A 14,829-nucleotide genomic window follows, 5' to 3' on the forward strand; every position below is an offset into this window, starting at 1 on the left:
CTCCTGACGTGAGAGAGGGACGGTGCGAGCAGGGGGGCAGGGAGGGTGTGTCTCAGGCGGGCGCCACGGCCATCACCACGGCCTTCGGCTCGGTGAAGAACTCCCTGCTGAAGTTCCCCCCTTCGCGCCCGACCCCCGAGTCCCCGACCCCGCCGAACGGCGCGCGCAGGTCGCGGATGAAGAAGCAGTTGGCCCAGACCGTGCCCGCCTTCAGCGCCGCCGCCACGCGGTGCGCCCGGGACAGGTTCTCGGTGAAGACCATCGCGTTCAGCCCGTACGGGCTGTCGTTGGCGGCGGCCACGGCCTCCGCCTCGGTGTCGAAGGGGGTGACGACGACGACCGGGCCGAAGACCTCCTCGCGGTGGATCCGCGCCTCCGGCGGCGCGCCGGTGACGACGGTCGGGCGGACGGTCCAGCCGTCGCCGCGGCCGCCGGTGACGATGGTGCCGCCGTCGGCGGGCACGCCGTCGAGGTAGGAGGTGACCTTGGCGTGGTGTTCCGCCGAGGCGAGCGGGCCGAGCTGGGTGGCCGGGTCCTTGGGATCGCCGGTCACCAGCCCCTCGGCGGCGGCGGTGAAGCGGGCCAGGAACTCGTCGTAGACCTCGCGCTGGACGTACAGCCGGCTGCCGGCGAGGCAGACCTGCCCTGCGTTGCTGAAGATCGCCTTGATCGACCAGGAGACGGCGGAGTCCAGGTCGGCGTCGGCGAAGACCACGTTGGCACCCTTGCCGCCGAGTTCGAGGCTGACGGGGGTGAGGTTGGCCGCGGCGGCGCGGGCGATGGCGCGGCCGGTGCCGGACTCGCCGGTGAAGGTGATGCGGTCCACGCGCGGGTCGGTGGTCAGCGCCTCGCCCGCGGCCGCGGGCCCGTAGCCGTGCACGACGTTGAGGACGCCGGGCGGCATGCCCGCCTGGAGCGCGAGCCCGGCGAGCAGCGTCGCGGAGGCCGGGGTGTCCTCGGCGGGCTTGAGCACGACGGTGTTGCCCCAGGCCAGCGCGGGCGCGACCTTCCAGGTCTCCAGCATCAGCGGGAAGTTCCACGGCGCGATCGCCGCCACCACCCCGGCGGGCTCGAACCGGCTGTAGGCGTGGTGCCCGCTGTCCATGGGCAGCGCGTCGCCGGCCGAGAGCCGGGCGTGGTCGGCGAAGAAGCGGAAGTTCAGGGCCGAGCGGGGGACGTCCTTGGCGGTGCTGTCCGCGATCGGCTTGCCCATGTCGGTGGTGTCGGCGAGGGCGAGTTCGCCGCGGTGCTCGTCGATCAGGTCGGCGAGCCGGTGCAGGATCGCGCCGCGCTCGGCGAAGCCCATCCGGGGCCACGGCCCGTCGTCGAACGCACGCCGGGCGGCGGCGACGGCGAGCCCTGCCTCCTCCGCACCGCCGAGGGACACCTCCGCCCACGGCTCGCGGGTCCACGGGTCGACGGTGGCGAAGGTCTCGCCGGAGGCCGACCGGGTCTCCCGGCCGTCAACGATGTGCGGAATGAGGTCCATGGTCCTCGCCTTTCTGCTGCTGCTTCTCCTGCTGCTCCTGGATGGTCACGTCGCCCGCGGCCCAGTGCGAGGCGGGCACCTCGCGGACGATCACGCGGACGGCCTCGGGCGGCGCGTCCGCGGTCCTGGCCACGGCCCGGGTCACCTCGCCGATCAGCGCGCGCAGTTGGCTCGGCGAGCGGCCCTCAACGAGCGTCACTTCGACCAGCGGCACCGGTCCTGCTCCTCTCGTGCGTCCCCTCGTGCGACCTCCCGTGGGTCCCCCCGCCCGTCTCCTCGTACGTCTCCGGGTACGCCGCCTCCCCGGCCGCCCCGCCGGCCCCGCCGGCGAGCAGCGCGGCGGCCTCCCCGCCCCCGACGACCTCGGCGAAGACGGTGCCCATCAGCCGCAGGCTGGCGGCGTGCAGCTCCTCGACGTACCCGGCGACGGCGTCACGGGCGACGACCACCCGCAGGTCCCGGAAGAAGGCATCGCGCACGGTCGACTCCACGCAGAAGTCGGTGCGTACGCCCGCCATGACGAGGGTGTCGACACCGAGCCCTGCGAGCAGGCCGTCGAGCGAGGTGCGGTGGAAGGCGCTGAACCGCGGCTTGACCACCTCGTGGTCCCCGGGCCGCCGGTCGAGTCCCGCGACCGGCTCCGCGCCCCAGGTACCGCGCCGCAGGCCCCGCTCGCGCAGGAACGGGCTGCGCTCGGCGAGCAGCCCGACGGCGGCGTCGTCGGGCCACTCCATCCGCACCCACACCACCGGCCGGCCGCCGCTGCGGGCCGCCGCCACCAGGGCGTTGATCCGCGCCACGAGGCCGTCGAGGTCCGCGACCCGCAGCCCGGCCGCGGCGAAGACGCCGTCGGGGTGGCAGTAGTCGTTCTGGACGTCTATCACCACGAGCGCCGTCGTGGCAGGCGAGGTCGGTGTGCTCATCCGGGCTCCCCGGGGGTGACGGTGAGGCCGGCGTGGGCCTCCATGGCGGCGTCGAGCCGCTGCCTGCTGCCGGAGGCGATGGCCTCGACCAGCTCGCGGTGGACGGCGGGGCCTTCGGGGTTGATCCGGCTCGGCTCGTCGGCGGTGACGCCGCGCAGCCTGCTGGCGACGAACTCCAGCAGCGAGACGTAGGTGTGGCGCAGGATCTGGTTGGGCGTGATCTCGGCGATCCTGCGGTGCAGCGCCCAGTTGGCCGCGAGGTAGTCCGCGGCGGACAGCCCCTCGACGGCCATCTCGTCGGCGAGCCTGCGCAGTTCCGCCAGGTCGGCGTCGGTGCGGTGGCGCATCGCCTCCTGCGCGACGAGCGGCTCCAGGTTGTCCCGTACCACCAGGCAGTCGGAGACCGACACCGAATCGCCGCTCAGCTCCAGCATCTTGCGGCCCAGCCGGACCAGCGCGGGCGGCGAGGCGACGAAGATGCCGCCCTTGACGCCGGGGCGTACGGAGACGGTGCCGCGGGAGACCAGCAGCCGGACGGCCTCGCTGAACGTGGCCGCGGCCACGTCGTATTCACGCCGCAGGCTCTCCTTGGTGCCCAGCTTGTGACCGCTGGGCAGGGACTGCTCGGCGATCCGCCCCTCGATCCGCTTGGCGACCGCCTCGGCGCGGGATGACCGGCGCAGCTCGTCCGTCCCTGCTTCGCTGCTCAATGTCCTCGGCCCTTCGACTGGATGGAATGGGATGGCGAGGGTAGCGAGCGCCCGCCGGCGGCCGACGCGGGCCCGGTGCCGAGGCCGAGGCCCGGCAGCAGCGCGGCGGCGTTGCCGCCGAGGATCGCGGCCTCGTCGGCGGCGTCGAGGCCGATGCGGCGCACGGTCTCCAGCGGCCGGTCGTCCATGAGGTCGAACGGGGTGTCGGTGCCGAGCAGGACGTTGCGGGCGGTGACGTCCTCGACGAGCCGGGCGATGGTCCGCACGTCGAAGACCGCCGTGTCGTACAGCAGCCGGCGCAGGAACTCCGTCGGCTCGCTGCCGACCACGCGCGCCACCGGCTTGCGGTGCCAGCCCAGGTCGAGCCGCGCGCCGACGGCGTGCGCGCAGCCGCCGCCGTGGGCGAGGCAGAGGGTCAGCTCGTGCCGTTCGAGTACGCCGCCGAAGATCAGCCGGGAGACGGCGAGGGCGGTCTCCAGCGGATAGCCGAGGAGCTGGACGAGGTGGTAGTCGGCGAGCCGGTCGCGCTCGGAGACCCGGCTGGGGTGCAGCAGGGTGAAGCAGCGGCGCGCCGCCAGCACCGACCAGAGGTCCTCGTTGACCGGGTCGTCCAGCTCGCGGCCGGCACCGAAGGTGCCCATCGTGGCGCCCACCAGGCCGAGTTCGTCCAGCGCCCGGGTCAGCTCCGCGGCGGCCCCGGGGTGGCCGACGGGTACGGTCGCCAGCCCGTGCAGCCGGCCGCCGGAGCCCGCGGCGAACTCCGCCAGCGCGTCGTTCGAGCGCCGGGCCAGCTCCAGCGCCAGCGCGTCGTCCGCCGCCTGCGAGGCGAAGAGGAACGGCGGCGCGGCCACCACGTGGTGGTCGACGCCGGACGCGTCGAGCAGCGCGATCCTGCGGTCCATGGCGTACTGCTCGGGCGGCAGCGGCACCGGCGCCCCCGCGGGCAGCCCGCACAGCGCCGGGTCCAGGGTCAGCACGTGGTCCGCGGCCCCGGACAGGTCCGCGCGGCCCTCCCGCTCCAGCGCGCGCAGCAGCGGCAGAGGCATGGCGTGCGTATGGATGTCGACCACGGGCGCGGGGGGTGCGGTCCCCGTGCCGGTCGGCGTGTCAGTCACCGCGCGCCGCCATGTAGGTCTCGTACTGGTCCCCCAGCAGCGAGCGGATCAGCGCCGTCGCCGCCTCCGAGGTGCCGGCCTTCTCGCCCGTGCCGTAGATCAGCCGGGCGAGCTGCGACAGCAGATAGGGGTGCAGCCCCAGGTGGTAGAGGCGGCGGAAGTCGCGCGCGGCGATCGCGGTGCGCTCCTCCCCGGTGAGGGGGTACGCGGCCAGGACCTCCGCCTCGGACGTCTCGAAGCGGGCGCGCAGCTCGCGGTCCCACTTCAGCTCCTGCACCAGGTCGTTCGTCCGCAGCCGCGGATCGAAATGGTCGAGTGCCATCAGGTGTCCTTCTGTAGTGAACGGGCGTCGTGACGGGTGCCGGCGGTCAGTCCAGGTGCCACTGCACGGCGCCGACGCCGCAGCGCCACTGCTCGACCGCGACGTACCCCAGCGAGGTGCACGGGCGCGGGCCGACGGCGCCCATGACGACCACCCACGACAGCAGCTCCGCGGTGCCGCCCGAGCCGGCCTGCTCCATGCGGTCGAACGTCGCCTCGGTCAGGATCCGCTCGTGGTCGCCCTCCTGGAGCAGGTCGAGCCACCAGCGGTCGAACTTCTCGTCGATGTCCAGGTAGCGGGGCCCGCCGGGCTCGTGGCTGAGGCCGCCGGAGCCGAGCAGGCCGACGCGCAGCCCGTCGGGCAGGGCGCGGATCGCCTCGCCCAGCGCCTCGCCGAAGGCGTAGCAGGCGCGCTCGTCGGGGACCGGGGGGACGGTGCAGTTCTGCAGGACGGGCACGACCCGGACGCCCGTCTCGACGAGCCGGGCCATGGCGGTGGGCACCGAGAGGTTGTCGTCGAAGCGCAGGTCGCCCGGCTCGGCGCGGACGCCGGGGCCGCTGTCCCTGACGGCCTCGAAGAGGCTCGCCGCGACGCCGGGGTCGCCGGGCAGCGCGTAGTCCTCGACGCGCAGCCAGGGCTTGAACCACTCGTCGGGGCCGCGGTGTTCCGCCGCGAGGCCGAAGGTGAAGTCGGCGTAGTCGCTCACCCGGGCGTTGGCGACGTGGTCGTTGCCGACGACGAGCAGCACGTCCGCGCCCGAGGCGACGACGGCGTCGTGCACGGCGCCGTACGCCTCGGAGACCACCCGGCGCTCGGGCTCGGGCGCCTTGTCGAACCAGCCGGTCAGGCCGGGCGTGTGGCTCGCGGCCAGGGCCAGGCATATCTCTGCCATTGCTCCTCTGCTCCTGTCGTGTGTCGCTGAACTGTCATGCTGTGCGCGTGCGGTACGCGCCCGGGGCCGCCGGCCGGGCGGCGGGTCAGCCGGTGGCGAGCCGCTCCTCGATGGCGTCGGCGGCCAGTTCGGCGGCGGTGGCGTGCAGCCGCCGGCCCTCGTCTGCGGTGGCCGCGGCGGGGTCGCCGAAGTAGCCGCGCGGGGTGACGCGCCGGGCGTCGTCGTATCCGCGCCGCCACACGGCGAGTTCGGACAGCCCGTGCCCGGTGGCGGGCAGGGTGGCGCGTACCTCGTCGCGGACCAGGCCGGGGTGGGTGTGCAGCATCACCGACGTCTCCCACCGCCCGGCGTGCACGTCGATCCCTCCCGCCCCCGCGCCGCCCGCGGCGGATCCCGGCGAGGAGACGGCCACCCGGCCGCCCCGCGCCTCGCCGGCAGGCGCGGCGGAGGCGTGCACGGTCAGCGCCGGGTCGTCCGGGTCGAGGCCCAGCCGCTGCGCCAGCTCCGGCTCCATGACGAAGCTGATGTCGGCGCCGGTACGCTCCCGGCCCGCCCGCACCCCGGCGTGCACGGTGCGGTTGTGTAGCGCGTCGCCGTGGCCGGAGAAGCAGAAGACGTGCCGGAAGCCGTCGCCCGCCATGCCGGCGAACAGGTCGGCCATGACCTGCTCCATCAGCTCGGGGCGGATCCCGTACGAGGCCGGGAAGCTGCCGGAGACGACGTTGATGCCCCAGTAGTACGGCGGCACGATGAGCGCCTCGATGCCGCGTGCCGCCAGCAGCCGCCGCACCTCGCGCAGCCGGGCGCCGGGCAGGTAGACGTCGGTGCCGGCGGGCAGGTGCGGGCCGTGCTGCTCGATGACGCCGAAGGCCCAGAGCAGCACCGCCCCGCCACGGGCGGCGCGCTCGACCTCGTACCAGGTCAGCTCGGCGATCGTGTCCGCGAACACGTCCGTGGCCGGGTCCGTCCCGGCAGCCCCGCCGGACACGGCAGCCCCGGCGGCCGTGCCCTCCACTCCGCCGCCCGTCACGGCCGGTCCCCCGCACCGGCCGCGGGGGCGGCGGAGTGGAAGGTCTTGGCGCGCTGCACCTGGCCGTAGACCGCCGCGCGCAGCTCGGCGAAGCGGGGCAGCGCGCGGGTCGTCAACTGCTCGCGCTCGGCAGGCAGGTCGACGGCGATGTCCTCCATGACCACGGTCGGCGAGGCGGACAGCACGAGCACCCGTTCGCCCAGGTAGACCGCCTCGTCGATGTCGTGGGTCACGAACAGCACCGTCATGCCCAGCTTCCGCCACAGCGAGCGGGTCAGGTCCTCCAGCTCCGCCCGGGTCTGCGCGTCCACGGCGGCGAACGGCTCGTCCATGAGCAGCACCTTCGGCTCGTACGCGATGGCGCGCGCGATGGCCACGCGCTGCTGCATGCCGCCGGAGAGCTGCCAGGGGTACGCGGCCGGGGCGTCGGCGAGCCCGACGGACTCCAGCGCCTGCGCCACGAGCACCGCCCGCTCCGCCTTGGCGATCTTCTTCTGTTTCAGCGGCAGTTCGACGTTCGCGCCGACCGTCATCCACGGGAACAGGCTGCGCCCGTACTCCTGGAAAACCACCGCCATGCCGGGCGGCGGGCCCTGCACCCGCGCGCCGCCGAGCCGCACCTCGCCCGACGTGGGCGCGAGCAGCCCCGCGACGCACTTCAGCAGCGTCGTCTTGCCGGCGCCCGACGGGCCGACGATGCAGGTCAGATCGCCCGCGCCGACGGTGAACGTCAGGTCGCGGACGGCCTCGACGGTCCGCCCAGAGCCCTGGTAGACCTTCCGCACCCCGCGGACGGCCAGCGCACCCGCGCTGTCCTCGGTGGCCGGAGCCACCCTCGTGCCGGTCATTTCTCACCTCGCTGCGACTGCCTCAGGCCGCGGTACCAGCCGAGGACTCGGGACTCGAACAGGGCGAACAGCAGCGACAGGGCGAAGCCGAGGAGACCGAGGAGCAGGATGCCGCTCCACATCTCCGGGATGGCGAACGACCGCTGGAACTGCACGACGGTGAAGCCCAGGCCGCTGGAGCTGGCGAACATCTCGCTGATCACCATGAGGATGATCGAGATCGAGAGCGCCTGCCGCAGCCCGGCGACGATCTGCGGTGCCGCGCCCGGCAGCACCAGGCGGCGCAGCCGGGCGGTGCCGGTCAGGCCGTAGCAGCGCGCGGTGTCGGAGAGCACCTCGTCGATCGCGCGGACCCCTTCGACGGTGTTGAGCAGCACCGGCCACAGGGCACCGGAGATGATCACCACGATCTTCATGGTGTCGCCGATCCCGGCGACCAGCATGAGGACGGGGATGAGCACCGGCGGCGGCACGGCGCGGAAGAACTCCAGGACCGGTTCCAGCAGTGCCCGGATCCGCGGCCGGGTGCCGAGGAGCACGCCCAGGGCGATGCCGATGACGGCGGCGCCCAGATAGCCGGCGGCCAGCCGGCCGAGGCTGGGCAGCACGTCGTCGACGATCCGGTCGGAGAACCAGGTCTCGGCGAACGCGGCCAGGATCTCGTCCAGCGTCGGGTAGTAGAAGTTGGTGCTGCGCGCGGCGAGCACCCACCACAGCGCCAGCAGCGCGGCGGGCAGCCCGAGGAGGTACGCCAGGTGGACCGCGCCGCGCTTCAGCAGCCGCAGCCCCCGGCCCCCGCGGCTCTCCGCTTCCGCTGCTGCCTTCACGGGTTTCACGGATTTCACGGGCTGTTCGCTCTTCGCGGTCTTCGTACCGGGGACGCCGCTCACGCGCCGGCCTCCGTCCGTACCGAGGTGTGCCAGGACAGCACGCGCCGCTCCAGCAGCCGGGCCAGCACGTTCACGCAGACCCCGAGCGCGCCGGCCACCAGCACCAGCGCGTACATCCGCGGGATCGCGTTGCTGGACTGGGCGCGGGCGATCTCGCTGCCGAGCCCGGGGCTGCCGATGATGAGCTGGGAGCTGACGGCCAGGATCAGCGCCACGGAGGCGGCCAGCCGCAGCCCTGTCATCAGGTACGGCAGCGTGGTCGGCCACACCACGTAACGCAGCCGCGCCCAGGGCGAGAAGCCGTAGCCGACGGCGGTGTCGCGGGCGACCGGGTCGACGTCGCGGACGCCGCTGAGCACCTGGAGGAGCACGGGCCAGAAGGCCGCGTAGACCACCAGCAGCAGCGTCGAGCCGAGGCCGGTGCCCAGCACGAGCACCGCCAGGGGTATCAGCGCCACCGAGGGGATCGGCCGCAGGAACTCGATGGTGGACGCGGTGGCCTTGCGCAGCACCTCGACGCCGCCGATCACCAGCCCCAGCACCGTGCCCGCGACCAGGGCGATGGCCAGGCCGTACGCCCAGCCCTCGACGGTGTCGAGCAGGGCGGTCCAGAAGACCGGCGTGCCCAGCTCGTCGCCGAGCGCGCGGACCATCTCGCTGAACGGCGGCAGGTACTTCGCGGGCACCGCGCCCGCACGCGGCAGCAGTTCCAGCACGCCGGCGAACAGGACGATGCCGAGGACGCCGAGCGCGGCGTCGGGCACGGCCTTCAGCCGGGCCGCGGGCGAGGGTGCGGCGGGGACGGGGACGACCGCGGTGGGCGGGTCCGGGGGCCGGTCCGCCGCCGGCGACAGCGCGGGCGGCTGCCCGGTGTCGGCGCTCTGGTGAACTCTCACGTCTTCTCCGGCATCTCTGGGGCTGGTGGGTCGGTGCTCCTCGGGGCAGAGCAGGGGCCGGCGGCGGCCCGGCCGGCGGCTCGCGGCCGGCGGGGGCGCGGCGCTCAGTCGGCGAGCAGGTCGTCCAGCGGGTCGAGGTTGTCGATCAGACCGGCGTCGGCGGTCAGTTGGGCCAGCCCGGCGATCTCGTCGCGGTCGGACTCGGGGTTCCAGCCGGGGAGCGTCAGGTCGTCGGTGAGGCCCTCGTCGAGGTCGAGGTAGGTGTTGAGTACGGCGCGCGCCTCGTCCGGGTGCTCCTCGGCGTAGCGCAGGGACTTCTGCAGCGCCTTCGTGAACCGCTCGACGACCTCGGGGTTCTCGCCCGCGTACGACTCGGAGGCGAACCAGCCCGCGAACGGGAGCTGCTTGCCCATGCCGGCGTAGCTGACGGGCAGCGCGTGCCCGCCGTCCTTCTCCACGATGCTGATGAACGGCTCGCTCAGCATGGCGGCGTCGACGTTGCCCTTGTCGAGCGCGGCGGGCATGTCGGGGATGGGCACCTCGACGAGCTTGGCGGCGTCCCGGTCCAGTCCTGCGTCCTCCAGGCTGGCGCGTACGGCGACCTCGTTGATGCCGAGGAGGGTGTTGACGGCGATGGTCTTGCCCTCCAGGCCGGCGACGTCCTCGATGCCGTCGTCCTTGGTCATGAGCTGGCCGGAGCCGTCGTCCAGCACGTCGTCGGAGGCGCGCGCCCCGACCGAGAGCATCGTGACCGGCACCCCCTCGCTCTTGGCGATGAGGAGGCTGACGATGTTGGAGTAGCCGAACTGGTAGTCGCCGCTGACGACCGCGGGGGTGATCGCGGCGCCGCCCTGGGAGTTCTGCAGCTTCGGGTTGAGGTCCTGCTCCTTGAAGAAGCCCTTCTCGATGCCGAGCTTGACGGGTGCGATGTCGATGATGGGGATGACCCCGAGGGTGATGTCCGTGGGTCCCGAGCCGGTGTCCTCTCCCCCGCCGTCCGAGCCGCAGGCGGTCGCGGCGGTGAGGAGGAGAGCGGCTCCGGCCGCTATGGAGAGGGCTCTGTGACGACGGCACAATGACGGCATACCGGACTCCCTGCTGCGTGAACGATCGATGGGGTGGCCGTCGGCTGCCGCGCTGCGGGCACGGCGGGGACGGCGGGCGAGGGGGAATGACGTAGGCGTGCGGACGGGCCGGGCGCCGCGTACGGCGGCGGGGGCGGGGCCCGTAAGGGAAGAACGGGGTCGGGGCGGGGCGCGGTGGGTGGTGCGGCGCCTCAGCCGCCGACGGCGGTGACGGTGCCGAGCGTCGCGAACTCGGCGGAGATCGTCCGCCCGGGTTCGACGAACACGGCGTCGGTGAGCCCGCCGGTGAGCACGGTCCACCCTGCTTCGAGGGCGATACCGCGCCGGGACAGGGCGTTGGCGGCGAGGGCGAGCGCCCGGGCCGGATGGCCCTGGACGGCCGCGCCGGTGGCGGTGTCGACGACCTCGCCGTCGACGGTGAGCCGGCAGGTCTCGGCGGCGAGGTCGAGTCCCGCCGGGTCCACGGGGTCCGCGGAGACGGCGAACCGGCAGGACGAGGCGTTGTCGGCGACGACGTCGGGGAGGGCGAAGCTGAAGTCGCGGTAGCGGCTGTCGATGACCTCGAACCCGGCGCGTACCTCCGCGACGGCGGCGAGCGCGCTCGCCTCCGTCACCCCGGGCCCCGCGAGCCGCCGGCCCAGGGTGAAGACGATCTCGGGCTCGACGCGCGGGTGGATGGTCTCCGCCAGCGGTACGGGCGCGCCCGCCGGCAGCACCATCGCGTCCGTGAGCCAGCCGGTCAGCGGGGCGTCGATGCCCATCCGCCGCTGCTTCGCGGCGGATGTCAGCCCCAGCTTGACGCCGATGACCCGCTCCCCCGCGGCGACCTTGCGGGCCAGCAGCTCGTCCTGCGCCCGGTAGGCGGTGCCCAGGTCGAGGCCGGGCCACTCGTCGGTGATCCGCCCGCCGTCGCGACGCTCCCGCTCGCGGCGGAGCAGTTCGTCGACGGTGCGCTCGACCGTCCATACGCTCATGGGCCCCGCCTCCCTCCCGGACTCGCGGCCGTGGGAACGGCCGCATCGATCAACTCGGTGCGCGTTGGTCCCTGAGTATGGGACAAGAAAACATTGCAATCAATAGATTGATAGCAATGAGTTCTGGGACCCGCCGCCGCCGGCGCCCGGGCACCGGCGGCGGCGTCGTTCAGCTCCGGACCCCCGTGCCACCCGCGTTGCCGGCCCGCGTCTCTCCCTCCGCCGCGGGCAACTCCCCTTGCACGTCAGGGGGGTTCCGCGCCGCGCGGCTCCGGCGCCGGCCGGCCGCGGCGGCGGCGGCGAGGGCGACCGCCGCCGCGACGGCGACGAGCACCACGTCGGGTACGGCGGAACCGACGTCCCGGGTCCACTGCTCCAGCGCGAACTCGTCCTCCACCCCGACCGCGCCCGGCAGCGCACCGGTGCCGTCGAACGCCAGGAACACCGCGCCCAGGACGACGAACAGGGCGCCGGAGAGCATCTGCGTCGAGTGCAGCTCCAGCTTCCCGACGCGGACCGGGCGCCCGCGCAGCCAGCGCCGGCGGCCCAGGTCGAACCGGTGCCACAGGACGGCGAGCACGAACAGCGGCGCCGCCATGCCCAGGGCGTAGCAGGCGAGGAGCACCCCGCCGTACACGGTGTCGCCGCCGAGCGCCGACACCGTCAGCACCGACCCCAGGATCGGCCCGGCACAGAACCCGGCGAAGCCGTACACCGCGCCCAGCACGTACACGCTCACCGCCGACTCCGGCCTGATCCGCCCCGCGGCCTGCTGCATCCGCCGCGAGCCGAAGCCGAAGCCGAAGAACTGGGCCACGCCCAGCGCGACGACCGTCCAGCCGCCGACGGCGATCAGCAGCTCGCGGTGGCCGTAGAAGAGCCTGCTGGCGAACGAGCCGGCCACGCCGAGCGGCACCAGGGTGGTGCACAGTCCGGCGTAGAAGATCGCGGTACGGGCCAGGAGGCGGCCGGCGCCGCTGATCGAATAGGCGAAGAAGGAGGGCAGCAGCAGCGCGCTGCACGGGCTGAGGAGGGCGAGCAGGCCGCCGAGGAAGGCGGTGAGATAGCCGATGTCCGCGCTCACTCCGCCTCCCCCGCCGCCTTGCGGGCCTCGTCGATGGCTTCTTCGAAGACCTCGGTGGGCTGGGCGCCCAGCACGGGCGTGGTGTTGACGAGGAAGGCGGGGGTGCTGGTCACGCCGAGGTTCTGGCCCTCGGCGGCGTCACCGTTCACGGCCTCCTCGGCGGCCGTGCCTGCCATGTCCCGCTCGAAGCGCGCCAGGTCCCTCACCCCGGCCTCCTTCGCCATGGCGATCAGCTCGTCGCCGGCGAACTCGCCGCTGTTCTTCTTCCGCTCCTCGCCGTAGGCCACGTCGTGGAACTCCCAGAACCGTCCCTGCTGCCCGGCCGCCCAGCCGGCCCGGGCGGCGGCCTGCGACTCGTCGCCGAAGATCGGGAAGTGGCGCCACTCGATCCGCAGCACGCCCGCGGCCACGTACTTCTCGACCAGCTCGGGCTTGGTGTCGCGGGCGAACTTGCCGCAGAACGGGCACTGGAAGTCGGAGTACTCGATGAGGACCACCGGCGCGTCCTTCTTCCCCAGGGCCATCGGGTCGCCGGCGGCACGCCGCTGGAGGGCGAGCAGCGCCTGGTCCTGCGCGGACGGCGCGTCCTTCCCGGCGCTGCCCCCGCGATCGGCGTCCGCCGTACGGCCGCCGCCGGAGCCGGAGTCGGAGCCGGATCCGGCGAAGAGGGAGAGGGTGCCGAGGCCCAGGGCGGCGGCGAGGATCAGGGCGACGACGAGGGTGGACGCCTTGCGGGTGCGCTTGCTGGTGTCGGTGTTCATGGGGTGGCTCCCGGGTCAGCGCGTGGGGTCGGAGGGGGTGGCGGTGGTCTCGGCGGCGGCTGTGCTCGGCGCGGTGGCGGTGGGTTCCGCGGGGCGTGCGGTCGGCGCGGTGGCGGTGGCGCACGCCGCCTCGCCGGCCAGCCGCTGCACCGCGGCGACCGCGAGGAGCAGCACGGAGCCCACGCCGATCAGCGGCTGCAGCGGGGCCCAGTAGGACAGCGCGCCGGACGTGCCCAGGGCGACGAGGACGAGCTTGTTGCAGACCGGGCAGCCGACGGCCAGGAACGACAGCACGCCGCCGGCCGCCGCCGGCCGGGAGCCGCGTTCGGGCCCGGGCGGCGCCTCCGGCCGGCGGACGTACGTGGCCAGCACCACCCCGGCGAGCAGGGCGGTGGCGGCCAGCACCGGGTAGCTCCACCACTCAGGTGCGATCTCGCGGCCGAAGACGGGGTTGGGGACGAGGGCGGTCGGCAGCCCGATCGCCAGGGTGGTGGCCGTCGCCGCGACGGCGGCGGTGAGCGTGCGGGCGGCGCCCCACAGGGCGAGCGCGCGCAGCGCGAGGCGCACGCGGTTACGGAAGAAGGGCATGAGGTGTCCTGCGGTCGAGTCGGGGATACGCGGAAGATCCGCGTGCGCGCGGGCCCGTCGTCCTTCGAGCGGAGAGGGCCGGCGGCGCGCAGGCGGCAAGGCGGCGGCGGCTCGCGGTACGGGATCCTTCCCGCACCGAGCCGGCGGCGCCTCCTACAGCCGCAGCACCGTGAGTCGCGCTATGTCCGGCCCCGGCGGTGTACGGCCCTGGGCCGCCGCCGTACCGGGGTCCGCGGCCGCACCGGCCGCCCGCGGGGTCCGTACCGCGTACGAGACGACTCCCTGATCGCCGCCGGCCCGGACGCTCGGCACCGACTGCTGCACGGCCTTGCCGGACTTCCGGCACCCGGGAGCGTCCCGCTCCTCGCCCGCGGAGACCTGCTCGGAAGCGGCGTCCCGCGGCGCGCTCACACTCCCGCGGGAGTCCGCCGCGGACGCACCGGCGGCGGACTGCGCCACCGGGGCGCAGGCCAGGGAGATCAGCGCCGCCAGCACCACCACGAGCGCACGGACGGCCGCGCGCGGGAGGGTGGCGGTCATGCTGGTCGTCCTCAGGGTCGGGGGCGCACTCATTAGAACACGCCCGCCCGGACCCGCGGCCTGCCGACGGCGGGAAAGAGCCCGGTCAGGGCGCCCTATGAGGTGCCTGCCGCCGCCCGCCCACCGAGCGTGGCCCGTACCTCCATGAGCGCGAAGCCCAGCAGGTTCAGCCCACGCCACGCACCGGGATCCTGCGCCCGGTCGTCGGTGGCGGCCAGGCCGATGCCCCAGACGCGGTCGACCGGGCTCGCCTCCACCAGGATCCGGCCGCCGGTGCCGAGGAGGTACACGCCGAGGTCGGGGTGCCGGCCGAACTTGGCCAGGTTGCCGCGCACCACCGCCGCGAACCGGTGCTCCTCCCACACCGCCTCGTCGAACCCCCGCACCTTCCGCCCCTCGGCCTTCGCCGCCCCGGGGTGGCGGGTCGCGAGTATCCGCGCCACCGCCGCCTCGTCGCCGAACAGCCGCGCCTTGGCCGCCATCATCCAGTGCTCGGCGGTCGCGTACGCGACGCCGTCCACCTCGAACTCCACCGGCCACCACTGACTGAAGCAGGCCGCGTCCACCACGCCCTGGCGCTGGGGACGGTGCCCCCAGAAGTACAGGTACTTCAGCCTGCGCCCCTCCTCCGCCGCGGCACGCAACTCCCCGACGGACCCCGGCAGTTCACCCACGGCCCACT

General features: G+C 74.2%; 18 protein-coding genes. All 18 read right to left on the reverse strand.

Translation table 11 applies throughout. The annotated features are described in order from the left end of the window. Positions 1-52: 52 nt before the first annotated feature. The 18 genes from CXR04_RS03915 to CXR04_RS04000 all read right to left on the reverse strand — a co-directional run bounded on the left by CXR04_RS03915 (position 53) and on the right by CXR04_RS04000 (position 14,821). Positions 53-1,489: an aldehyde dehydrogenase gene (locus tag CXR04_RS03915; RefSeq protein WP_101420504.1), complete on the reverse strand. Its 1,437-nt coding sequence runs from the start codon at positions 1,487-1,489 to the stop codon at positions 53-55. Continuing rightward, positions 1,464-1,703 (reverse strand): 2-hydroxymuconate tautomerase, encoded by a 240-nt coding sequence (locus CXR04_RS03920; RefSeq protein ID WP_234380045.1) that lies wholly within the window; start codon positions 1,701-1,703, stop codon positions 1,464-1,466. Before CXR04_RS03920 ends, CXR04_RS03915 begins: the two co-directional genes overlap by 26 nt. Then, positions 1,675-2,412: a cysteine hydrolase family protein gene (locus CXR04_RS03925; protein ID WP_101420505.1), complete on the reverse strand. Its 738-nt coding sequence runs from the start codon at positions 2,410-2,412 to the stop codon at positions 1,675-1,677. Before CXR04_RS03925 ends, CXR04_RS03920 begins: the two co-directional genes overlap by 29 nt. Beyond that, positions 2,409-3,122 carry a FadR/GntR family transcriptional regulator gene (locus CXR04_RS03930; RefSeq protein WP_101420506.1) on the reverse strand — a complete coding sequence of 238 codons (714 nt, stop codon included), beginning with the start codon at positions 3,120-3,122 and terminating at the stop codon, positions 2,409-2,411. Before CXR04_RS03930 ends, CXR04_RS03925 begins: the two co-directional genes overlap by 4 nt. Then, complete coding sequence (locus tag CXR04_RS03935; protein WP_234380046.1) at positions 3,119-4,237, reverse strand: amidohydrolase family protein; 1,119 nt, start codon at positions 4,235-4,237, stop codon at positions 3,119-3,121. The genes CXR04_RS03930 and CXR04_RS03935 overlap by 4 nt, the downstream gene beginning before the upstream one ends. Then, positions 4,230-4,559, reverse strand: a complete 330-nt coding sequence (locus CXR04_RS03940; protein WP_101420508.1) for an extradiol ring-cleavage dioxygenase — start codon at positions 4,557-4,559, stop codon at positions 4,230-4,232. Before CXR04_RS03940 ends, CXR04_RS03935 begins: the two co-directional genes overlap by 8 nt. Before the next feature lie 46 nt (positions 4,560-4,605). After that, positions 4,606-5,451: a hypothetical protein gene (locus tag CXR04_RS03945; protein ID WP_101420509.1), complete on the reverse strand. Its 846-nt coding sequence runs from the start codon at positions 5,449-5,451 to the stop codon at positions 4,606-4,608. Between the two features lie 85 nt (positions 5,452-5,536). Beyond that, positions 5,537-6,481, reverse strand: a complete 945-nt coding sequence (locus tag CXR04_RS03950; protein WP_267898175.1) for a creatininase family protein — start codon at positions 6,479-6,481, stop codon at positions 5,537-5,539. Next, positions 6,478-7,329: an ABC transporter ATP-binding protein gene (locus tag CXR04_RS03955; RefSeq protein ID WP_101420510.1), complete on the reverse strand. Its 852-nt coding sequence runs from the start codon at positions 7,327-7,329 to the stop codon at positions 6,478-6,480. Before CXR04_RS03955 ends, CXR04_RS03950 begins: the two co-directional genes overlap by 4 nt. Continuing rightward, positions 7,326-8,219 carry an ABC transporter permease gene (locus CXR04_RS03960; RefSeq protein WP_442802352.1) on the reverse strand — a complete coding sequence of 298 codons (894 nt, stop codon included), beginning with the start codon at positions 8,217-8,219 and terminating at the stop codon, positions 7,326-7,328. Before CXR04_RS03960 ends, CXR04_RS03955 begins: the two co-directional genes overlap by 4 nt. Next, a complete protein-coding gene (locus tag CXR04_RS03965; protein WP_101420511.1) occupies positions 8,216-9,115 on the reverse strand; it encodes an ABC transporter permease in 900 nt (299 codons plus the stop codon). Before CXR04_RS03965 ends, CXR04_RS03960 begins: the two co-directional genes overlap by 4 nt. Positions 9,116-9,219: 104 nt before the next feature. After that, positions 9,220-10,200, reverse strand: coding sequence for an ABC transporter substrate-binding protein (locus tag CXR04_RS03970; RefSeq protein WP_101420512.1), 981 nt, complete (start codon positions 10,198-10,200; stop codon positions 9,220-9,222). Between the two features lie 191 nt (positions 10,201-10,391). Beyond that, complete coding sequence (locus CXR04_RS03975) at positions 10,392-11,174, reverse strand: 2-keto-4-pentenoate hydratase (protein ID WP_101420513.1); 783 nt, start codon at positions 11,172-11,174, stop codon at positions 10,392-10,394. A gap of 169 nt (positions 11,175-11,343) precedes the next feature. Continuing rightward, on the reverse strand, positions 11,344-12,258 hold the full coding sequence (locus tag CXR04_RS03980; RefSeq protein ID WP_101420514.1) for a cytochrome c biogenesis CcdA family protein: 915 nt from the start codon (positions 12,256-12,258) through the stop codon (positions 11,344-11,346). Next, on the reverse strand, positions 12,255-13,019 hold the full coding sequence (locus CXR04_RS03985) for a DsbA family protein (RefSeq protein ID WP_101420515.1): 765 nt from the start codon (positions 13,017-13,019) through the stop codon (positions 12,255-12,257). The genes CXR04_RS03980 and CXR04_RS03985 overlap by 4 nt, the downstream gene beginning before the upstream one ends. 15 nt (positions 13,020-13,034) lie before the next feature. Beyond that, complete coding sequence (locus CXR04_RS03990; RefSeq protein WP_234380047.1) at positions 13,035-13,607, reverse strand: hypothetical protein; 573 nt, start codon at positions 13,605-13,607, stop codon at positions 13,035-13,037. 153 nt (positions 13,608-13,760) lie between these two features. Next, positions 13,761-14,147: a hypothetical protein gene (locus CXR04_RS03995; protein WP_101420516.1), complete on the reverse strand. Its 387-nt coding sequence runs from the start codon at positions 14,145-14,147 to the stop codon at positions 13,761-13,763. Between the two features lie 95 nt (positions 14,148-14,242). Further along, positions 14,243-14,821 carry an NADAR family protein gene (locus tag CXR04_RS04000; RefSeq protein ID WP_234380048.1) on the reverse strand — a complete coding sequence of 193 codons (579 nt, stop codon included), beginning with the start codon at positions 14,819-14,821 and terminating at the stop codon, positions 14,243-14,245. Between the last annotated feature and the right edge of the window lie 8 nt (positions 14,822-14,829).

The sequence above is a fragment of the Streptomyces sp. CMB-StM0423 genome, assembly GCF_002847285.1.
In the GTDB taxonomy this organism is placed as follows: Bacteria; Actinomycetota; Actinomycetes; order Streptomycetales; family Streptomycetaceae; genus Streptomyces.

Coding starts and splice junctions, on each gene's coding strand:
- CXR04_RS03955 (WP_101420510.1), bottom strand. CDS start 7,329: ATGACCGGCACGAGGGTGGCTCCGGCCACCGAGGACAGCGCGGGTGCG.
- CXR04_RS03940 (WP_101420508.1), bottom strand. CDS start 4,559: ATGGCACTCGACCATTTCGATCCGCGGCTGCGGACGAACGACCTGGTG.
- CXR04_RS03990 (WP_234380047.1), bottom strand. CDS start 13,607: ATGCCCTTCTTCCGTAACCGCGTGCGCCTCGCGCTGCGCGCGCTCGCC.
- CXR04_RS03925 (WP_101420505.1), bottom strand. CDS start 2,412: ATGAGCACACCGACCTCGCCTGCCACGACGGCGCTCGTGGTGATAGAC.
- CXR04_RS03985 (WP_101420515.1), bottom strand. CDS start 13,019: ATGAACACCGACACCAGCAAGCGCACCCGCAAGGCGTCCACCCTCGTC.
- CXR04_RS03975 (WP_101420513.1), bottom strand. CDS start 11,174: ATGAGCGTATGGACGGTCGAGCGCACCGTCGACGAACTGCTCCGCCGC.
- CXR04_RS03995 (WP_101420516.1), bottom strand. CDS start 14,147: ATGACCGCCACCCTCCCGCGCGCGGCCGTCCGTGCGCTCGTGGTGGTG.
- CXR04_RS03970 (WP_101420512.1), bottom strand. CDS start 10,200: ATGCCGTCATTGTGCCGTCGTCACAGAGCCCTCTCCATAGCGGCCGGA.
- CXR04_RS03915 (WP_101420504.1), bottom strand. CDS start 1,489: ATGGACCTCATTCCGCACATCGTTGACGGCCGGGAGACCCGGTCGGCC.
- CXR04_RS03945 (WP_101420509.1), bottom strand. CDS start 5,451: ATGGCAGAGATATGCCTGGCCCTGGCCGCGAGCCACACGCCCGGCCTG.